Source organism: Zobellella maritima (genome assembly GCF_003075035.1).
Classification (GTDB): Bacteria; Pseudomonadota; Gammaproteobacteria; order Enterobacterales; family Aeromonadaceae; genus Oceanimonas; species Oceanimonas maritima.
In genome coordinates, this window is sequence record NZ_QCZE01000008.1 from 48,859 (window position 1) to 67,214 (window position 18,356).

General features: G+C 62.5%; 16 protein-coding genes and 1 riboswitch. Of the genes, 7 read left to right on the forward strand and 9 right to left on the reverse strand.

Annotated features, from left to right (window positions below; all coding sequences use genetic code 11):
* The 5 genes from thiS to DCS96_RS18175 all read right to left on the reverse strand — a co-directional run bounded on the left by thiS (position 1) and on the right by DCS96_RS18175 (position 5,264).
* Positions 1-201 carry a sulfur carrier protein ThiS gene (thiS, locus tag DCS96_RS18155; protein WP_116475826.1) on the reverse strand — a complete coding sequence of 67 codons (201 nt, stop codon included), beginning with the start codon at positions 199-201 and terminating at the stop codon, positions 1-3.
* Entirely contained in the window at positions 182-946 is a 765-nt protein-coding gene (locus DCS96_RS18160; protein WP_116475827.1) for a HesA/MoeB/ThiF family protein, read from the reverse strand. Before DCS96_RS18160 ends, thiS begins: the two co-directional genes overlap by 20 nt.
* Positions 930-2,462: a thiamine phosphate synthase gene (gene thiE / locus DCS96_RS18165; RefSeq protein ID WP_116475828.1), complete on the reverse strand. Its 1,533-nt coding sequence runs from the start codon at positions 2,460-2,462 to the stop codon at positions 930-932. The genes DCS96_RS18160 and thiE overlap by 17 nt, the downstream gene beginning before the upstream one ends.
* On the reverse strand, positions 2,459-4,408 hold the full coding sequence (gene thiC, locus DCS96_RS18170; RefSeq protein ID WP_116475829.1) for a phosphomethylpyrimidine synthase ThiC: 1,950 nt from the start codon (positions 4,406-4,408) through the stop codon (positions 2,459-2,461). The genes thiE and thiC overlap by 4 nt, the downstream gene beginning before the upstream one ends.
* Positions 4,409-4,492: 84 nt before the next feature.
* Positions 4,493-4,593: riboswitch (TPP riboswitch) on the reverse strand.
* Between the two features lie 185 nt (positions 4,594-4,778).
* Entirely contained in the window at positions 4,779-5,264 is a 486-nt protein-coding gene (locus DCS96_RS18175) for a hypothetical protein (RefSeq protein WP_116475830.1), read from the reverse strand.
* A gap of 177 nt (positions 5,265-5,441) precedes the next feature.
* Between DCS96_RS18175 and DCS96_RS18180 the strand changes: the two genes are divergently transcribed.
* The 5 genes from DCS96_RS18180 to DCS96_RS18200 all read left to right on the forward strand — a co-directional run bounded on the left by DCS96_RS18180 (position 5,442) and on the right by DCS96_RS18200 (position 11,459).
* A complete protein-coding gene (locus DCS96_RS18180; RefSeq protein ID WP_116475831.1) occupies positions 5,442-6,164 on the forward strand; it encodes a response regulator in 723 nt (240 codons plus the stop codon).
* Positions 6,154-7,527, forward strand: coding sequence for an ATP-binding protein (locus tag DCS96_RS18185; RefSeq protein ID WP_116475832.1), 1,374 nt, complete (start codon positions 6,154-6,156; stop codon positions 7,525-7,527). Before DCS96_RS18180 ends, DCS96_RS18185 begins: the two co-directional genes overlap by 11 nt.
* A gap of 81 nt (positions 7,528-7,608) precedes the next feature.
* Complete coding sequence (locus tag DCS96_RS18190; protein WP_116475833.1) at positions 7,609-8,004, forward strand: GlcG/HbpS family heme-binding protein; 396 nt, start codon at positions 7,609-7,611, stop codon at positions 8,002-8,004.
* 93 nt (positions 8,005-8,097) lie between these two features.
* Entirely contained in the window at positions 8,098-9,366 is a 1,269-nt protein-coding gene (locus DCS96_RS18195; RefSeq protein WP_116475834.1) for an O-acetylhomoserine aminocarboxypropyltransferase/cysteine synthase family protein, read from the forward strand.
* Positions 9,367-9,701: 335 nt separating this feature from the next.
* Positions 9,702-11,459 (forward strand): trans-sulfuration enzyme family protein, encoded by a 1,758-nt coding sequence (locus DCS96_RS18200; RefSeq protein WP_198650129.1) that lies wholly within the window; start codon positions 9,702-9,704, stop codon positions 11,457-11,459.
* Here the strand turns inward: DCS96_RS18200 and DCS96_RS18205 are convergent.
* Complete coding sequence (locus DCS96_RS18205; RefSeq protein WP_116475836.1) at positions 11,454-12,077, reverse strand: LysE/ArgO family amino acid transporter; 624 nt, start codon at positions 12,075-12,077, stop codon at positions 11,454-11,456. The two genes, DCS96_RS18200 and DCS96_RS18205, sit on opposite strands and share 6 nt — an antisense overlap.
* Before the next feature lie 113 nt (positions 12,078-12,190).
* Here DCS96_RS18205 and DCS96_RS18210 point away from each other — a divergent pair, with 113 nt between their 5' ends.
* Both DCS96_RS18210 and DCS96_RS18215 read left to right on the forward strand, forming a co-directional pair.
* The gene (locus tag DCS96_RS18210; RefSeq protein WP_116475837.1) at positions 12,191-13,114 is read left to right on the forward strand and encodes a LysR family transcriptional regulator ArgP; all 924 of its coding nucleotides are present in this window, start codon (positions 12,191-12,193) and stop codon (positions 13,112-13,114) included.
* A gap of 31 nt (positions 13,115-13,145) precedes the next feature.
* Positions 13,146-15,419, forward strand: a complete 2,274-nt coding sequence (locus DCS96_RS18215) for a heavy metal translocating P-type ATPase (RefSeq protein ID WP_157953655.1) — start codon at positions 13,146-13,148, stop codon at positions 15,417-15,419.
* A gap of 61 nt (positions 15,420-15,480) precedes the next feature.
* Here the strand turns inward: DCS96_RS18215 and DCS96_RS18220 are convergent, their stop codons facing one another.
* From DCS96_RS18220 to DCS96_RS18230, 3 genes are all read right to left on the reverse strand, one after another.
* Entirely contained in the window at positions 15,481-16,785 is a 1,305-nt protein-coding gene (locus DCS96_RS18220; RefSeq protein ID WP_116475838.1) for a TRAP transporter large permease, read from the reverse strand.
* Positions 16,775-17,269, reverse strand: coding sequence for a TRAP transporter small permease (locus DCS96_RS18225; RefSeq protein WP_116475839.1), 495 nt, complete (start codon positions 17,267-17,269; stop codon positions 16,775-16,777). Before DCS96_RS18225 ends, DCS96_RS18220 begins: the two co-directional genes overlap by 11 nt.
* A 78-nt stretch (positions 17,270-17,347) precedes the next feature.
* Complete coding sequence (locus DCS96_RS18230; protein WP_198650130.1) at positions 17,348-18,355, reverse strand: DctP family TRAP transporter solute-binding subunit; 1,008 nt, start codon at positions 18,353-18,355, stop codon at positions 17,348-17,350.
* Between the last annotated feature and the right edge of the window lies 1 nt (position 18,356).

The following is an 18,356-nucleotide window of genomic DNA, read 5'->3' on the forward strand; positions in this document are numbered from 1 at the left end:
TCAGCCTCCGGCTATGGCGTGGAACAGGGTGATCTGATCACCCCCGTTCAGGGTGATCTGTGACCATTGCGAGCGGGCCACTACCTGCTGGTTCAGGGCCACCGCCACCCCGGGCTTGTCTTGTTGCAGCTGGACCAGCATGCCTTGCAGGCTAGTGCCGGGCGTCAGTTGCAGGAATTCTTCATTGACTGTGACTTGCATTTTTCTCTCCACACACGGGGCAACCGGGATCCTTGGGCACCGTCAGGGTCTGCCAGCTGTGCGCCTTGGCATCGAACAACTTGAGCTGTCCCAGCGGCACTGTGCCGGTGCCGGTCAGCCACTTGATGGCCTCCAGTGCCTGCAGCAGGCCTATGGTGCCGACCACGGGGCCGATCACCCCGGAGTTGCTGCAGTTGAGCCGTTCGCTGATATCCGGGCCATAGAGACAGCGGTAACAGCCGTGTCCGGCCTGCGGATCCAGTGCCAGCAGCTGGCCTTCGAAACGGATGGCGGCACCGATGATCAGCGGCCTGCCCCAGGCGTAACAGGCGGCATTGATCGCCTGACGGGTGGCCATGTTGTCGGTACAGTCCAGCACCAGGTCGGCTTCGGCGACAAAATCACCGAGGCTGTCCGCATCCATCCGCTGATTGATGGCAATCACCTCGACGTCCGGATTCAGCGCGAGCAGTTTCTCCCGGGCCGTCTCCGCCTTGCTGTGTTGCAGGCTGTCCATGTTATACAGGGTCTGGCGCTGCAGGTTGCTGACGTCCACCAGATCGTGATCCGCCAGCCACAGGGTGCCGACCCCTGCCGCCGCCAGATACTGGGCGGCGGGCGAACCCAGTCCACCCAGACCGACGATCAGCACGGAAGCGTTTTTCAGCCTGAGCTGACCCGCCTCGCCCACGTCTTCCAGCAACAGGTGCCGGCTGTAGCGTAAAAATTCATTGTCGCTGAGCATTGTCTCCCTCCACCAACGCCAACAGCTCAAGGGTGGTGGCATCCGGATCCTGCGCCTCGGTAATGGCGGTCACCAGGGCGATACTGCCGACCCCGGTGGCGGCCACCAGCGGCACCCGCTCACGGCTGATACCGCCGATGGCCACCAACGGAAACTCCGCCGCCATCAGTGCCACGTAGCGCTCGAGCCGCTCCAGACCCTGAGGCCGGGACGGCATGTCCTTGGTCCTGGTCGGGAAGATATGGCCCAATGCCAGGTAGGAAGGCTTAAGCTCCCGGGCGCGCAGCATCTCGAAATAACCGTGGGTGGAAAGACCCAGTTTAAGACCGGCGGTACGAATGGCCTCCAGATCCGCCACCTCGATATCTTCCTGGCCCAGGTGTACGCCGTAGGCGCCGTACTTGATGGCCAGCCGCCAGTAGTCGTTGATAAACAGCCGGGCATTAAAACGCCGGCCCAGCGCCACCGCCGCCTGGATATCGGCCTCGACGTCGGCGTCGGCCTTGTCCTTGATGCGCAGCTGCAGGGTGCGCACCCCCAGGCTCAGCAGGCGCTCCAGCCAGGCCACCGAATCCACCACCGGATACAGACCCAGGTTATGGGTATCCATGGGCGCGAATCCGCCTTCGGGCCGCCTGCCTGCCAGTCCCAGCTGGTCGCCCAGTTTTGAGCCCGGCATCACCACCGCCGGAAAGTCGGCGCGGTTTTCCGGCCAGCCCAGATGAGCCACCGGGCCGGCGCCGGCACCGATGGCCTCGGCGCCCTTGAGGCCCTGATTGATATAGGCCTTGGCCAATACCAGGGCATCTTCAATCGGGTAATCCCGGGCAATGGCGGCGGCGATGGCCGACGCCAGGGTACAACCGGTGCCGTGCCCATGACCCGTTGCCAGCCGGGGGCTGGCCAGCCAGATCTCGCGCTCGCCATCGGTGTAGTAATCGAGCGCCTGCTCGGCCGGCCAAGCCAGGTGGCCGCCCTTCACCAGCACGGCCCCGGCACCCGCCGCCAGCAGGGCGGCGGCACCGGCCCTGAGCCGCTCGGGCGAGTCGGGCGCTATGCCCGACAGTACTTCCAGCTCAAGGGCGTTGGGAGTCACCAGGTCCACCTGCTGCAACAGCTGCCGTTGCAACGCCGGCAGCAGCTTGGCATCGGCCATGGCCTTTCCGGAACTGGCCACCGCCACCGGGTCCAGCACCACATAGGGCTTGACCGGCCATTGCCTGCGATATTCCTGCAGGTGTTTGGCCAACACCTCGGCGTGCAGCCCGGTGGGCAGCAGACCAATCTTGATGGCACTGGCCTGCATGTCGCTCTCCAGTGCCGCCAGCTGGCTGGTAAATACCTGCATCAGCACCGGCTCGACCATGGAAACGGTGACCGAGTTCTGGGCGGTGATCGAGGAGATCACCGAGCAGCCATGGCCGCCAAACGCCTTGATGGTGTGCAGATCGGCCTGAATGCCGGCCCCGCCGCCCGAGTCTGAGCCGGCTATGGTCCAGACAATGGGTCGGTTCATGCCTTTTCCTGCTCCAGCTTGTCGGCCTGGTGATACAGCTCACCGCCGCGCTTCTTGAACTCTTCGGACATCTGCGCCATACCGGCCACCACGGTTTCGTTGTTGCCGTCCATGTCCACCAGCTGTACCGCTATGGCTTCCTGGGCGGCGGCGTAATCGCGTACTTCCTGGGTGATCTTCATGGAGCAGAACTTGGGTCCGCACATGGAGCAGAAGTGGGCCACCTTGCCAGACTCCTGGGGCAGGGTCTCGTCGTGGTAGGCACGGGCGGTCTGCGGATCCAGGGCCAGGTTGAACTGATCTTCCCAACGGAATTCGAAACGGGCCTTGGACATGGCGTTGTCGCGAATTTGCGCGCCCGGATGGCCCTTGGCCAGGTCGGCGGCATGGGCAGCGATCTTGTAGGTAATCAGGCCCTGTTTGACGTCTTCCTTGTTGGGCAGACCCAGGTGCTCCTTGGGTGTCACGTAGCACAGCATGGCACAACCGAACCAGCCGATCATGGCGGCGCCGATGCCGGAGGTGAAATGATCGTAACCGGGGGCGATGTCGGTAGTCAGCGGGCCCAGGGTGTAGAAGGGCGCCTCATGGCAATGCTCGAGCTGCTCTTCCATATTGCGCTTGATCATGTGCATGGGCACATGGCCGGGGCCTTCGATCATCACCTGGACGTCATATTCCCAGGCCACCTTGGTCAGCTCGCCCAGGGTATGCAGCTCGGCAAACTGGGCCTCGTCGTTGGCGTCGGCGATGGAACCGGGGCGCATGCCGTCACCCAGGGACAGGGACACGTCGTAGGCGGCACAGATCTCACAGATTTCGCGGAAGTGCTCGTACAGGAAGCTTTCCTTGTGATGGGACAGACACCATTTGGCCATGATGGAGCCGCCACGAGACACGATGCCGGTCACCCGCTTGGCAGTCATAGGCACATAGCGCAGCAGTACGCCGGCATGGATGGTGAAATAATCCACGCCCTGCTCGGCCTGTTCGATCAGGGTGTCGCGGAACACTTCCCAGGTCAGGTCTTCGGCCACGCCGTTGACCTTTTCCAGTGCCTGGTAGATAGGTACTGTGCCGATGGGTACCGGGCTGTTGCGCAGTATCCATTCACGGGTTTCGTGGATGTAGCGACCGGTGGACAGGTCCATCACGTTGTCGGCGCCCCAGCGGGTGGCCCATACCAGCTTTTCCACTTCTTCCTCTATGCTGGAGGTCACCGCCGAGTTGCCGATGTTGGCATTGATCTTCACCAGGAAGTTGCGACCGATGATCATCGGTTCTGATTCGGCATGGTTGATGTTGGCGGGGATGATGGCGCGGCCTTCGGCCACTTCCTTGCGCACGAATTCGGGGGTGATGCTCTCCGGCAGGTTGGCGCCGAAGTTCTGGCCCGGGTGCTGTTGCAGCAACATTTCGTCCCGCACCCGCTCACGACCCATGTTTTCACGGATGGCGATATATTCCATCTCGGGGGTGATGATGCCTTTACGGGCATAGTGCAGCTGGGTCACACAGGCGCCTGCCTTGGCCTTGCGCGGCTTGGGCATGTGCTCGAAACGCAGGTGATCCAGGCCGTCGTCGGCCATGCGCTGCTGGGTAAACTCGGAAGTGACGCCTTCCAGCTCCTCGGTATCGTCACGCTCGAGAATCCACTGGCGACGCAGCTGGGGCAGGCCCTTGCGTACATCCAGTTCGGCCTCGGGGTCGCCGTAAGGGCCGGCGGTGTCGTAGATCGGAACCGGCGCATTGGGCTCGAGAATGGGATTTTCCTCGGTGCCGCCCTTGAAACTATCGGCCAGGTGGATCTCGCGCATGCCGACCTTCAGGTCGGGACGAGAGCCTTCGATATAGATACGGCGTGAATTGGGGAAATGCTCACCCTTGAGGTTATCAATAAATTCCTGGGCCTGGCTGCGAATTTCACGACGGTTTATTTTTGACATAGCAATCTCACCTTTGCGTCCATTAGGTATATTAAGAATGCTTGCCAGGAGTGTTGAGGAAGAACCGGTAGGGTTGGAAATTTGGACCGGTTCTCACTTGCTTCCCTTCGCAGGTATTAGCCTGATCAGGTTCAACGGATCCCGCGTATGCGGTCTCAGCCCAGGGGGCACTCCGACAAGATGTGCGGCCAGTATAACCAGAGCCTGTCGGAAAAAGCAAAGCCGTTGCATACAATTCAAATAAACTTTTTTTAACTCTTTGTAAACAAAGGCAAGCGATTTTTTGAAAGGGCCAGTTGCGGTTTTCTTGGCGGACCAGTGGCGGGGCTTTCAATAACAGGGCCCCTGACGAGGCCCGCTATCAGGAGATTTATTGCCGCTTGCCGATCACTTCCTTCATCAGCTTCAGCTGCTGCTGTTTTAGCCGGCTGTCGGCGGCTATCTTGTCCAGGGTGGCCTGCCTGAGCTCGGCGTTTTCCATCTTGCCGGCCCGGCTTTCGGCCATCATCCGTGACAGTATCATGTGCTGCTCCATGGCTTCCAGGCGGGCATTCTGGCTGACCAGGTACTGTTTCTTCAGCTCGGGGCTGTCCATCTTCTCCAGCCGCTTGGTGAGCCGCTGTTCGAACTTCTGCGGAGCCATTTTCATGGGGTGGTGGCCCATGCCATGGCGGCCTTCCCCCCTGTGGTGGCCTGTTTCGCCCATCCGGTGACCGCAATCGCCCTGTCCCTTGCGCTCACCATGGGACCATTTCGGGCCCGTTTGTTCGGTACCGCTGGCGTCGACGGCGCTGACCAGCGCAGGGGCGGCAAACAGGGTGGCGGCCAGCAACAATACGGTTTTCTTGGTGTTCATGGTTTCTACCTCTGGTATGGGTTCGAGATGAAGTAAAACAGCCGGCTGTCAGCGAACTGTGTCTGGCTCTCCCTTTTTTGTAGCAAAGTGTGACGGCCTTGTCGGCTGACACACTTTGACATTAATTGCCGTAAAAACCGCCTTATACTGGCCCTATGGAACGACTGAGGAACCAAGATGAATAAAGGCAGGCACCTGCTGGTGGTGGACGATCACAGCGAGATTCGCGATTTGTTGAAGCGCTTCCTGGAGCAACACGGCTACCAGGTCAACGGCGCCCGGGACGGCCGGGAAATGCGCCAGCAGCTGGCCCGCCAGGCGGTTGACCTGATCATCCTGGACCTGATGCTGCCCGGCGAAGACGGCCTGACCCTGTGCCGGGAACTGAGGGCCTCCAGCGAGGTGCCCATCATCATGCTCACCGCCATGGGGGAAGATACCGATCGCATCGTCGGCCTGGAAATGGGTGCCGACGACTACCTGCCCAAACCCTTCAACCCCCGGGAGCTGCTGGCCAGGATCAAGGCGGTGCTCAGACGTAACCCCGAGCCGGGCCTGACCCAGGCACCAAAAGAGCAGCAACAGATCCGCTTCAATCAGTGGACCCTGGATATGGCCCGTCGCGAGCTGCTGGATAATAAAGGGGTCACCATCAGCCTGAGCACCGCCGAATTTGATCTGCTCAGGGTGTTTATCCAGCATCCCAACCGGGTGTTGAGTCGAGACCAGCTGCTGGACCTGGCCCGGGGCCGGGAAGCCCAGGCCTTCGACCGCGCCATCGATACCCTGGTCAGCCGGCTGCGGCGCAAGCTGGAGCCGGACTCCAAGAATCCGCAACTGATCAAAACCATCTGGGGCGGAGGCTATATGCTGGTCGCCGACATCAGCCATGTGGATTAAACGCCTCGGCTACTGGGCCGGCAGCCTGGCGGGGCAAATTATCCTGGTGGCGCTGTTTGCCCTGCTGCTGATCCAGCTGATCGGCGTGCAAATCTATCGCCTGGAGCGGGAAGAGGCGCTGGGTCTGGTCAACAGCCGCTTTACCCTGCAACGGCTGACCGCCGCCACCCGCCTGCTCAACGAGGCGCCCGGAGAGCTGAGATCCGAGATCCTGAAGGCCAGCCGCAGCGAAACCCTGCTGCTGAACATAGATGCCTCCCGCCCCGCTCCGGCGGCGCGCAACGCCAAACTCGAACATATAGTGCGAACCAAGCTGGACTATCCTCCCGGGCGGGCCGTGATCATCAGCGCCGAAACCCGCAACGGAATGCTCGAGCTGCCCCCCCATCCTCATCGCCATCGCCACCCCGGCCGACGGCCACCGCTGCCGGATATCCGTCTCTATGGCGCTATCGAACTGGCTGATGGCCAGTGGCTGCATTTCACCTCGCTGACGGACCGGGAAACCCCGGGCTGGTCGGTCAAGGCGGTGCTGTCACTGGTGTTGCTGGCAGGCCTGCTGACCGGGCTGATGATCTGGCTGCTGCAGCGCACCACCCGACCGCTCAAGGAGCTGGCCCGGCAGGCCGAGCGCCTGGGCCGGGGCGACAAGGCGGAGCCCGTCCCTGAAAGCGGGCCGCGGGAAATTCGTGAAACCCTGGCGGCCTTCAACCGCATGCAGGATAGGCTGGACAGGTTCGTGTCCGATCGCACCCGCATGCTGGCGGCCATCTCCCACGACCTGCGCACCCCCATCACCAGCCTGCGGCTACGTACCGAGTTCCTGCCCGATGGCGAAGACAAACACAAACTGCAGGCGGGGCTGAAACAGATGGAGCAGATGCTCAACGCCACCCTGCAGTTTGCCCGGGAGGATGGCCTGGCCGAGCCGGTACGGGATCTGGACCTGCCCAGCCTGCTGGAAAGCCTGTGTGACGACCTGCAGGACAACGGCCACGATGTCTCCCTGGTCGAGCAGTCGCCCATCATCTATCGCGGCCGCCCCACCGCCTTGCGCCGGGCCCTGCAGAACCTGCTCGACAACGGCGTGAAATACGGTGGCAAGGTCGAGGTACGGTTGCTGGACGGCAAGGAATCGGTGCGTATCCTGGTGCATGACCATGGCCCCGGCATTCCGGAGCAACAGCTGGAGGAAGTGTTCAAGCCCTTTATCCGCCTGGACAGCGCCCGCAACCTGGAGGACGGCAGCGTCGGCCTGGGGCTGGCCATTGCCCGCACCCTGATCCACCAGCACGGCGGCAGCCTGGAGCTCGCCAACCATCCCCGGGGCGGCCTGTTGGCCACGGTGACCCTGCCCCGTTAACAAGTGCTTGATTGTCATGGGGTAAAAATCAATACTGGGCGTCAGTATCAAAAAAAGTGAACGCTGAATAAGGGTCATCTTATGCTCAAGGAAGAACACGCTCAGGCCATGCTGAAGGCCGCCCGGGAACATGCCCTCAAGCTTGGCGTCAAGGTCAATATCGCCATTGTCGACGCCGGTGCCCACCTGCTCGCCTTCAACCGGATGGACGGCGCCATGCTCGGCTCCATCGAGGTCGCCCTCAAGAAGGCCCGTACCGCCGTGCTGTTTCCCATGCCCGCCGAACAATTCGGCGAGATTATCCGTCATGCGGAACTGACCGGCATGGAACACACCAACGGCGGCCTGGTCGCCTTCGCCGGCGGCCAGCCGCTGCATGTGGATGGCCGGCTGTTGGGCGCCATCGGCGTATCCGGCGCCAACGCCGAACAAGACAAGGACATCGCCGAACAGGCCATTATCCAGATAATGGGGTAACCGGCGGCGCTTTACAGCCAGGGGGAAACTTCCTACAGTCGTGGGTCAATTGACGCCCGGATACCCCGGCGTTCAGGCACAAGGAAAGGACCCATGAAAGACGCAACCCTGGCTGTTCATCACGGCTACACCACAGATCCCACCACCAAGGCCGTGGCCACTCCCATCTACCAGACCGTAGCCTACGAGTTTGACAGCGCCCAGCACGGCGCCGATCTGTTCAATCTGGAAGTGCCGGGTAACATCTATACCCGCATCATGAATCCCACCAACGACGTGCTGGAACAACGGGTCGCCGCCCTCGAAGGGGGCATCGCCGGCCTGGTGGTTTCAGCAGGCAGTGCCGCCATCCACTATGCCATCCTCACCCTGGCCCAAAGCGGCGACAACATCATCACCACTCCCCAGCTGTATGGCGGCACCTACACTCTGTTTGCCCATATGCTGCCCAGCTTGGGAATTGAAGTGCGCTTCGCCGACGATGCCAGCCCGGAAGCCGTCGCCCGCCTGATCGACGGCAACACCAAGGCGGTGTACTGCGAGAGCATCGGCAACCCGGCGGGCAATGTCGCCGATATTCAGGGCCTGGCCGACGCCGCCCATGCCCAGGGCGTGCCGCTGATTGTCGACAACACAGTCGCCACTCCCATGCTGTGCAAGCCGATCTCGTTCGGAGCCGACATCGTGGTGCACTCGCTCACCAAATACATCGGCGGCCACGGCAACTCCCTGGGCGGCATCATCGTCGACAGCGGCAACTTCCCCTGGGCAGAACACAAGGCGCGCTTCCCGCTGTTCAACGAGCCCGAGCCGGCCTATCACGGAGTGGTCTATACCGAAACCTTCGGCCCCGCCGCCTTTATCGCTCGTGCCCGTACCGTACCGCTGCGCAACACCGGCAGCGCCCTGGCGCCGCTCAACGCCTTCCTGCTGCTGCAGGGCCTGGAGACCCTGCCCCTGCGCATGGAACGGCATGTGGAAAACACCTTCAAGGTGGCCGAGTTCCTGCAAAAACACCCGCAGGTGGCCTGGGTCAACTATGCGGGCCTGCCGGAGCATCCGGATTTTGAGCGGGCCCAACGCTTCATGGAAGGCAAGCCGTCGGCGATCATGTCGTTTGGCCTGAAGGGCGGCTATGACGCCGGAGTGCGTTTCTATGATGCGCTCAAGCTTATCAAGCGGCTGGTGAACATAGGTGACGCCAAGTCCCTGGCCTGCCACCCGGCCTCCACCACCCATCGCCAGATGAACGAAACCGAGCAGGCCCAGGCCGGGGTCAAACCCGAGATGATCCGCCTGTCCATCGGTATCGAGCACAGCGACGATATCATCAAAGATCTGGAGCAGGCGCTGGAGGCTTGAGCATCTGCATTCCCACGCAGAGCATGGGAACCAGGATGCCGCAAAAACGTCAGTGAGTGATAAAAGGGATTGGCTCAACCGGCCACTGACCGCCATCCATGGCGGCCAGTGGCGCGGCTGAGCCCCCATGGGTCAGCTTGCTGCCTGCACCAAGTTGGGTGACGGACCGAACATCCAGTGAATATTCGCAGCCCTTAGCCAGCGCGGGTGGCCTGAAACCACGGCGAGCCGGCGGCGCTATCCCTTTTACCGCCAACACTTGCCTGTATCTCTATCTCTGGCCCTTTCCACCATCCTCGGCCATGCTTGAGGATATGTCTGAACAGGAGCCAGTCATGTCCGTTAATCCGGAGCTCTCTCCCCGCCGCCATTCCAGCCAGGCCCAGGATGAACAGGCCCTGGTCACCGAGCAGCTGCAGCATTTCGGCATAGATCCCGACAGCCCCTACGGCCGCCGGCTGGGCCAGGCGGTGCTCAACCTCAACCGCACCAACCAGGATATTCACGCGCTCTGGCAGCTGACCCGGGATACCCTCAGCAGCCTGCCCCCCGAGCAGCAGCTCAGCCGCTTCAACGCCAAGAAGTTTCTCTCTTTTCAGCTGGCCAAGGTGCTGGAAAACCTGCAGATCCCCTTCCGCCAGCAATGGCGCGGCCTGAACATGGAGCTGGGCTCGCGCCTGGCCAAGGGCCCTTATCCGCTGTTCGATCGGGTGCCGGCATTGTTCTCCGCCAATCCGGTGATAGTGCGTACCGCCACCTATGTCTATGCCTGCACCGAATGGATAGACGATGCCTTCCAGGGCCGGGAATCCAGCCACCCCATCTACACCCGGCTGCTCAACCCCACCTCCCTGGCGCTGGCCAACACCATGGTCGAGCTGGAAGCCGGCCACCACAGCCCCGACTACCTGGCCTGGAACTTCAATTCCGGCATGGCCGCCATCGACGCCCTGCTGGGCACTGTGCTGGAGCGTGACGACATCCTGCTGGTCAGCCGCAATGTCTATGGCGGCGTGCACCAGCTGCTGCAGGATTACTACGCCAGGCCGCAGAAACTGGGGATTACCCTGGTCTGGTTCGACGGCACCACCGAGGAAGAATTCCAACAAGCACTGCACCAGCTGCTCACCGAACACCAACCGGCACTGGACCGGGGCGCCCGGCTGCGGGTCTATCTGGAATCCCCCTGCAACCCCCATGGCCTGATGCTGGATGTGCCCGCCATCTGCCGGCACAGTCATAGTGCCGGTGCCTTGGTGATGCTGGATGCAACCCTGGCCACCCCTGTGCTGTTTCGCCCCCTGCAAAGAACGGACAAAACCGAGCGGCCGGATTTCGTCATCCACTCCTATACCAAGGATCTGAGCGGCACCGGCAGTACCACCGCCGGAGTGGTGATAGGTCTTCAGCCACGCATGTTCCTGCCCAAGGGTGAACCCGGCTGGGAGCAAACCCTGTTCTGGCAGGTGTATTACATCAAGGGAGCCTTTCTCGACGGCGACAAGGCCTATGAGGTGATGACGGGGCTGAAGACCCTGGAGCTGCGCATGCTGGCCAAGTGCATTAATACCCTGGTGTTTACCCGTTTCCTGGACTCCCATCCCCAGATCCGGGTGAACTCCCACGCCCTGGAGGGGCATCCCAACGCCGGGCTACGTCGGCAGCTGCTCGAACTCGGCCTGCCCAGCCCGCTGTTTACCTTCGATCTCGAGCCGGCCGGGCTGCCCCGTGACGCCTTCGTACGTTTCTTCGACGCCCTGGAGCCGGCCTTTTCCCATATGGTCAGTCTGGGCCAGACCAATACCCTGGTGCTCTGCCCGGCGCTGACCTCCCACTCTGAACTGGACGACACCGCCCTGGCCGCCGCCGGCATCAGCCGCACCGGTATCCGGGTGGCCATGGGCATAGAGCGGGTGCGGGAGCTGATCGCCCATATCATACTGGCCGCACGCCTGCATATCGATCCGGTCAGCCCCGGTTTCAGCGAACGCTTTATGGCGCCGGGGCAGGTAGACGAGCTGGTCGAGGCCACCACCCTGGCCGTGCACCGAGATCGTCTGGCGCAGCAGAGCGGGCTGGCCGCACTGTTATAGCAGGCTCTCGCCCAGGCCCAGCGCCAGCTTGGCGGCCAGCAGCCACATCAGGGTGCCGATGGCGCCATCCATGATCTTCTGCACCCAGGGCCGACTGAGCCAGGCGCTCATCCGGGCCGCCGCCAGCGCCAGGGTGAAGAACCACAGCAGCGAGGCACTGATACAACCCAGGGCAAAAGCCCATTTGGCCTGCTGATCCAGGCCGCCCCCCACGGAGCCGAGGATCATCACGGTTTCTATATACACCTGAGGATTGAGCAGGGTCACCGCCAGCACCCCGATGATCACCGCCTTCAGGCCCTGGGTCTTGCCGCCGATGGCCAGCCCCTCGCTGTCCCGGAACACCCGCCGCCAGCAATGGCTGCCGTAGATCAGCAGGAACAGGATGCCGGCCAGGCTGATCCCCCACATCAGCACCCCGTTGGCCTGCAGGGCGGCACCGCCACCGAACACCCCTGCGCTGATCAAGGCCACATCGAACAGGCTACAGATGGCCGCCACCAGCAGGTGATACTGACGACGGATGCCCTGATTGAGTACGAAGGCATTCTGCGCCCCTATCGGCATGATCAGGCCGGCCCCCAGACCGAAACCTTGTAACCAGGGTAACCAATACATAACGCTGCACTCCTGTTAAACCAGATGAAGGAACCGATACCGGTGGAGGCCAGAGTAGAGAAGCGCTACAGTTTAGTAAAACTAATATAATTTTATATGGATAAGAATTATTAATGAGCGTACTGGACTATAAGTTGCTGGAAGCCCTGGATAAGGTAGTGAGCGAGCAAAGCTTCGACGGCGCCGCCCGTCTGCTGCACCTGACCCAATCGGCGGTGTCCCAGCGCATCAAGCAGCTGGAGCTGCGCCTTGCTCAGCCTCTGCTGGTACGAGGCCAGCCGCCGCTGCCGACCGAGGCGGGCCGGCAGTTGCTGGCCCATTACCGGCAGGTGAGCCAGCTGGAGAACGCCCTGATGGCCGAGTTGCTGCCCGATGCCCCGCAAAAACCGCTGGGGGTCACCATAGCAGTCAATGCCGACAGCCTCGCCACCTGGTTGATACCGGCGCTGACTCCCCTGCTGCATTCCCACCCTATCGAGCTAAACCTGCTGATCGAAGACGAGTCCCGCACCCTGGACAAGCTGAAGAGCGGCGAAGCCTTCGGCGCCATCAGCCTGGCCGCCAGCCCCCTGCCGGGCTGCCGTTGCGACCGACTGGGCCAGATGGACTATATCCTGGTGGCCACCCCGGAATTCAAGGCCCGCTACTTTGCCGATGGCCTGAGTCATGATGCCCTGCAACGGGCGCCGGCGGTGGCCTTCGATCAAAGGGACGACATGCATGCCCGCTATATCAAACAGCATTTTGGGCTGGCCGCCGGCGACTATCCCTGCCATACGGTGCGCTCATCCGAAGCCTTTGTCGCCATCGCCCGCTCCGGCGCCGCCTATTGCCTGATCCCCAGGCTGATGATCGCCGATGATCTGGCCCGAAGCCGGCTGGTGGAACTCTATCCCCAGGGGCCGCTGATCCAGACCCTGTATTGGCACCGTTGGTTGCTCGAGCGAGGTATCCACAAAGATCTGTCCCGGCGTCTGATCGACCATGCCCGTCAGTTTCTACCGCCCCTTGACTCTGGAGATACCTTCAGGGTCTAAACTCCTCCTATAACCAACAAGGAGAAAAACCATGGGATCTTGCTGTCATCATTCATCACCCAAACACAAGGCGGCCGGGCAGCAACATACCGCCGGCTGTGCCCCCCGTACCGAGCCAGACCTGGTCGACGCTCCACAGGCCGATATTCCGTCGGCCACCACAGCCTCGTCCGACTCCCCTCCCGATGAGGATAGTGACACGGTCCCCGGACTCCATCACTGGCAAATCCAGGGCATGGACTGCCCAAGCTGCGCCGCCCAGATAGAGACCGCCCTGCGCCGGTTGCCCGGGGTGCAAAGCGCCGAAGTCCGCTTTGCCACCGAACGGCTGGAAGTACACTGGCAGGCCCCCACCACCCGGGCCGACATAGAAAAAACCATCCAAATCGCCGGCTTCGACTTCGCGGCCAGTGCCGTCGTCACGGCAACGGAACCGGAAAGCCGTCTGGCCGATCGCCTTAAAGGCTATTGGGATATCGCCCTGTTGCTGGGGCTGATGGCTATCGCCACCCTGGTCGGCACCCAGCACGACGGGGCTGGCGGTCTGCTGTTCAGCCTGGCCACCCTGTGGGGGCTCTGGCCGGTGGCCACGCGGGCCTGGCGCTCAGCCCGCAGCGGTTCCCCCTTTTCTATCGAAACCCTGATGACGGTCGCCGCCGTCGGGGCACTGGTGCTGGGCGAAACCGCCGAAGCCGCCATGGTGCTGTTGCTGTTTATGGTGGGGGAAAAGCTCGAACGGCTGGCCGCCGAACGGGCCCGCCGGGGGGTCAGATCCCTGATGGCCCTGGTGCCCGACACCGCCTCACGCGTCACCGCAACCGGCATCGAACAGGTGGCCGCCCACCGGCTCAAGCCCGGCGATACCATAGAAATTCACCCCGGTGCCCGACTACCGGTGGACGGCACCCTGCTTTCCCCCCTCGCCGCCTTTGATGAAAGCGCGCTCACCGGCGAGTCGATGCCGGTCGACAAGCAACAGGGCGATCGCCTTACCGCAGGAAGCCTGGTAGTGGATATGGCGGTACGGTTGCGGGTCGACTCCCAGCCCGGCCACAATGCCATCGATCGGATCCTGCACCTGATCGAGCAGGCCGAGGCCAATCGGGCGCCCATCGCCCGCTTTATCGATAACTTCAGCCGCTGGTATACCCCGGCCATGATGCTGGCGGCGCTGCTGGTGATGCTGGTGCCGCCGCTGGCCTTCGCCGCCGCCTGGGAAACCTGGGTCTATCGCGGCCTGGCGTTGCTGCTGATCGGCTGCCCCTGTGCCCTGGTCATTTCCACCCCGGCGGCCGTCACTTCGGCGCTGGCCGCCGCCACCCGCATGGGAGTATTAATCAAGGGCGGGGCGGCACTGGAGCAGATGGGCAAGGTCCGTACCATGGCGTTCGACAAGACCGGCACCCTGACCACGGGCCGGCCGGAGCTGGTGAAGCTGCTGGTTTCGGCTCCCTTTGAGCGTGAGCAGGTATTGCAGCTCAGCGCCAACCTGGAAGCCGGCTCCCACCATCCACTGGCGAAGGCCCTGGTGCGGGCGGCCGCCCGGGAAGGCATAGTCCCCCAGCATATGAGCCACAGGCGCACCCTGCCCGGCGCCGGGATCGAGGGGGAATGGCAAGGGCAGCAGCTGCTGTTGTGCAACCCGGCCCATCTACCCGCACAATCATTAAGCGAGTTACAGCAAGCCCGGGTGTCGGCCTTGCAGCTCGAGGCCTGCACCCTGGTGGTACTGACCCTGGATCAACAGGTCGCCGCCCTGTTCGCCTTCCGGGACAGCCTGCGAGCCGATGCCCAGGCCGGGATCACCGCCTTGCAACAGCTGGATATCCGCTGCCTGATGCTAACCGGCGACAATCCGACCGTCGCCGCCCGGATGGCGGGATCGCTCGGCATTGACTTCCAGGCCGGGCTCAAGCCCCGAGACAAGCAGAACACCGTTGCCCGCCTGAACGGGCAGCTGCCGCTGGCCATGGTGGGGGATGGCATCAACGATGCGCCCGCACTCAGGCAGGCCAGCGTCGGCATCGCCATGGGCCAGGGCACGGATGTGGCGCTGGACACCGCCGACGCCGCGCTCACCCATAGCCGGCTCACCGCCCTGGCGGACGCGGTGCGCCTGTCGCGGGCGGCCCATGCCAATATCCGCCAGAATATCGGCATGGCCCTGGGACTCAAGGCCATCTTCCTGGTGACCAGCCTGACCGGCATCACCGGCCTGTGGCTGGCGGTGCTGGCCGACACCGGCGCCACCGCCCTGGTCACCCTCAACGCCCTGCGCCTGCTGGGCCATAAGAGTCGCTTCTAAAACAAAATGCCCCGCCATTCCAGGCGGGGCATACTCTTTCATAAATGGCAGGATAACAGCGCTACCACTCTCCCACCACAAAGCCCAGCCTGTCGGGCAGCCAGAGGGCGATGCCCGGAAACAACATCACCAGCACCAGCGCCGACAACATGGTGGCCATGAAGAACAGCGCCCAGCCGAAGGTTTTCTCCAGCCGGATACCGGCAATCTGGGTGGTCACCATCAGGTTGATGGCCACCGGCGGGGTGAACTGGCCGACGGCGATATTCATCGCCAGCAAGATGCCGAACCACACCGGATTCCAGCCGAAATGCTGCATCAGGGGGATCAGTATGGGAGTGATGATCAGATAAATGGAAATGGCATCCAACAGCATGCCCGCCAGCAGCACCAGCACCATGATCAGTATCATCAGCACCCAGCCGTTGTCGGACAGCGACAACAGGCCGTTGGCCAGATGGGTAAAGGTGCCGAGGGTGGTACCGGCCCAGGCGAAGATACCCGCCAGGGAGATGATGATCATCACCACCCCCGAGATCATCCCCGCCTCACCCAGCAGGTGCCATACCTCCCTGATGTTCAGCTGACGGTAGACAAATACGCCCACCAGCAGGCCATAGGTCACCGCCACCACCGCCGCTTCGGTCGGAGTAAACAAACCGGAGCGTAGTCCTCCCAGGATCAGCACGGGAGCAAACAGCGCCGGGAGCGCCCGGACGAAGCTATCCTTGAGCGGCGGACGCTCACCTTTTTGCGGGTCTTCCCAGCCATTGCGCCTGGCCAACCACCACACCGGCAGCAGCAGCGACAGTCCGGCCAAGATGCCGGGGAACAGGCCGGCGGCGAACAGCGCCCGCAGATCCACGCCCGGTACCACTATGGAGTAGAGGATAAGGGCGATCGACGGCGGTATCAGGATGGCGGTAGACGAGGCCGCCGCAATCAACGACGCCGAAAACGCCTTGGGATAACCGGCCCTGGCCATGCTCGGCAGCATCACCATGGCCACCGCCGCCGCATCCGCCGGCCCCGAACCGCTCATGCCACCCATGATCAGGCACACCAGCACCACCACCAGGCCCAGGCCGCCGTGACGAGGGCCGATAATGGCCTGGGCAAAACGCACCAGGCTGGCCGCCACCCCGGCCCGTTCGAAGATAAGCCCGGTAAGGATAAACAGGGGAATGGCGATCAGGGGATACTTGGCGATACTGTTGTAGGTATTGGTACCCAGGGTGGCCAGCATGTCGGGCGACAGGCCAACCAGGATACCGGCGGCCCCTCCCAGCCCCAGGGCAAAGGCCACCGGCACCCCCAGCAGCATGGCACAGCCGAACACCAGCAGCATCAACAGATCAGGACTCATGGTGACCTCCACTCAAGGTGCAGGTCCGGCAACGCTCGACCAGGCTCTGGGTCAGCCGCCAGATAATGGCCAGACACAGCAGCGGCAGACAGATGATATATATCCAGGTGGGGTATCCCAAACCCGGCGACAGCGACTCCCAACTGTATTCCTCATAGGCCAGCAAACCGCCGTACCAAACCACCAATCCCAACAGCAGAACACTGGCGGCCCATTGCAACACATACAGCAGGGGCCGCAGCCGGAGCGGCAGCTTGTCTTCCACCAGCTCGATACGGATATGGGCATGTCGGCGGGAGGCCACCGCCGCACCGGCAAAGGTCAGCACAACCAACAGGAACACGGAAAATTCTTCGGTAAAGGCAAAAGACGCATCGGTGGTATAACGCACCACCACATTACCCAGGCTGATCACACAGACAGCCAGCAGGGCCAGGGCCGCCAGCCAGCGCTCGGGCCTGGCATCGGGGGCAGATTTGGACATGGGTACAACTCTTAACAGAACATGAACCAATACATGGAATCTGCCCGACAATGCCGTCGGACAGACAAAACGTAGTAATTAACGGGCTTCGATCGCGGCCTTTGCTTCGGCGACCAACTCGGCACCGATGCGCGGCGTCCACTTTTCATAGACGGTGGCGGTGGCATCGACGAAGGCCTGATGCTGCTCAGGGCTCAATTCGGTCACCTCGACACCCCGTTCCTTGATGGCAGCCAGGGTAGCGGCCAGCTCGCTGCGGGACTTCTCGATCTCCCAGGCACCGGCGTCGATGGCCGCCTGACGCAGCAGCTGCTGATCCTCGGCAGACAGGGATTTCCAGACCTTCTTGTTGACACCGAACACCAGGGGATCGGCCATATAATGCCACAGGGTCAGATAGTTCTGACCCACCTGATCCACCCGGGCCACGTCGAATACCGACAGCGGATTCTCCTGGCCGTCAATGGCGCCGGTGGTCAACGCCGGCTGGGCGTCGGCCCAGCTCATCTGGGTCGGGTTGGCCCCCAGGGTATTGAAGGTGTCCAGGAACAGGGGTGAGCCGACCACTCGCACCTTGAGGCCGCTGACATCCTCAGGGCCGTCGATCGGGTGCTTGGAGTTGGACAGTTCACGGAAGCCGTTTTCGCCCCAGGCCAGCGGCATGACACCTTTCTTTTCGATGGCGGCAAACACCTTCTCACCGGCACTACCCTGGGTGATGGCATCGATGGCGGCCTCGTCGGGCATCAGGAACGGCAGCGAAAACAGGTTCAGTTCGGGTACCTGGGGCGACCAATTGATGGTCGAGGCCACCGCCATATCGATCAAGCCGCTGCGCATGGCGGAAAATTCCCGGGTCTGATCACCGGACACCAGCTGGGCATTGGGGTAGACCTTGAGGGTAATGCGCCCTTCGGATCTTTCATTCACCAGCTCGGCCCACTTGGAAGCCGCCTGGCCCCAGGGGAAGGCATCGGACAGCACAGTGGACACCGAAAACTCCCGGGTTTCCTGGGCCAGGGTTGGCGAGGCCATGCCGAGGCTGATGGCCGCGGTCAGGGCAGCAAAAACATGCTTAACACTCATC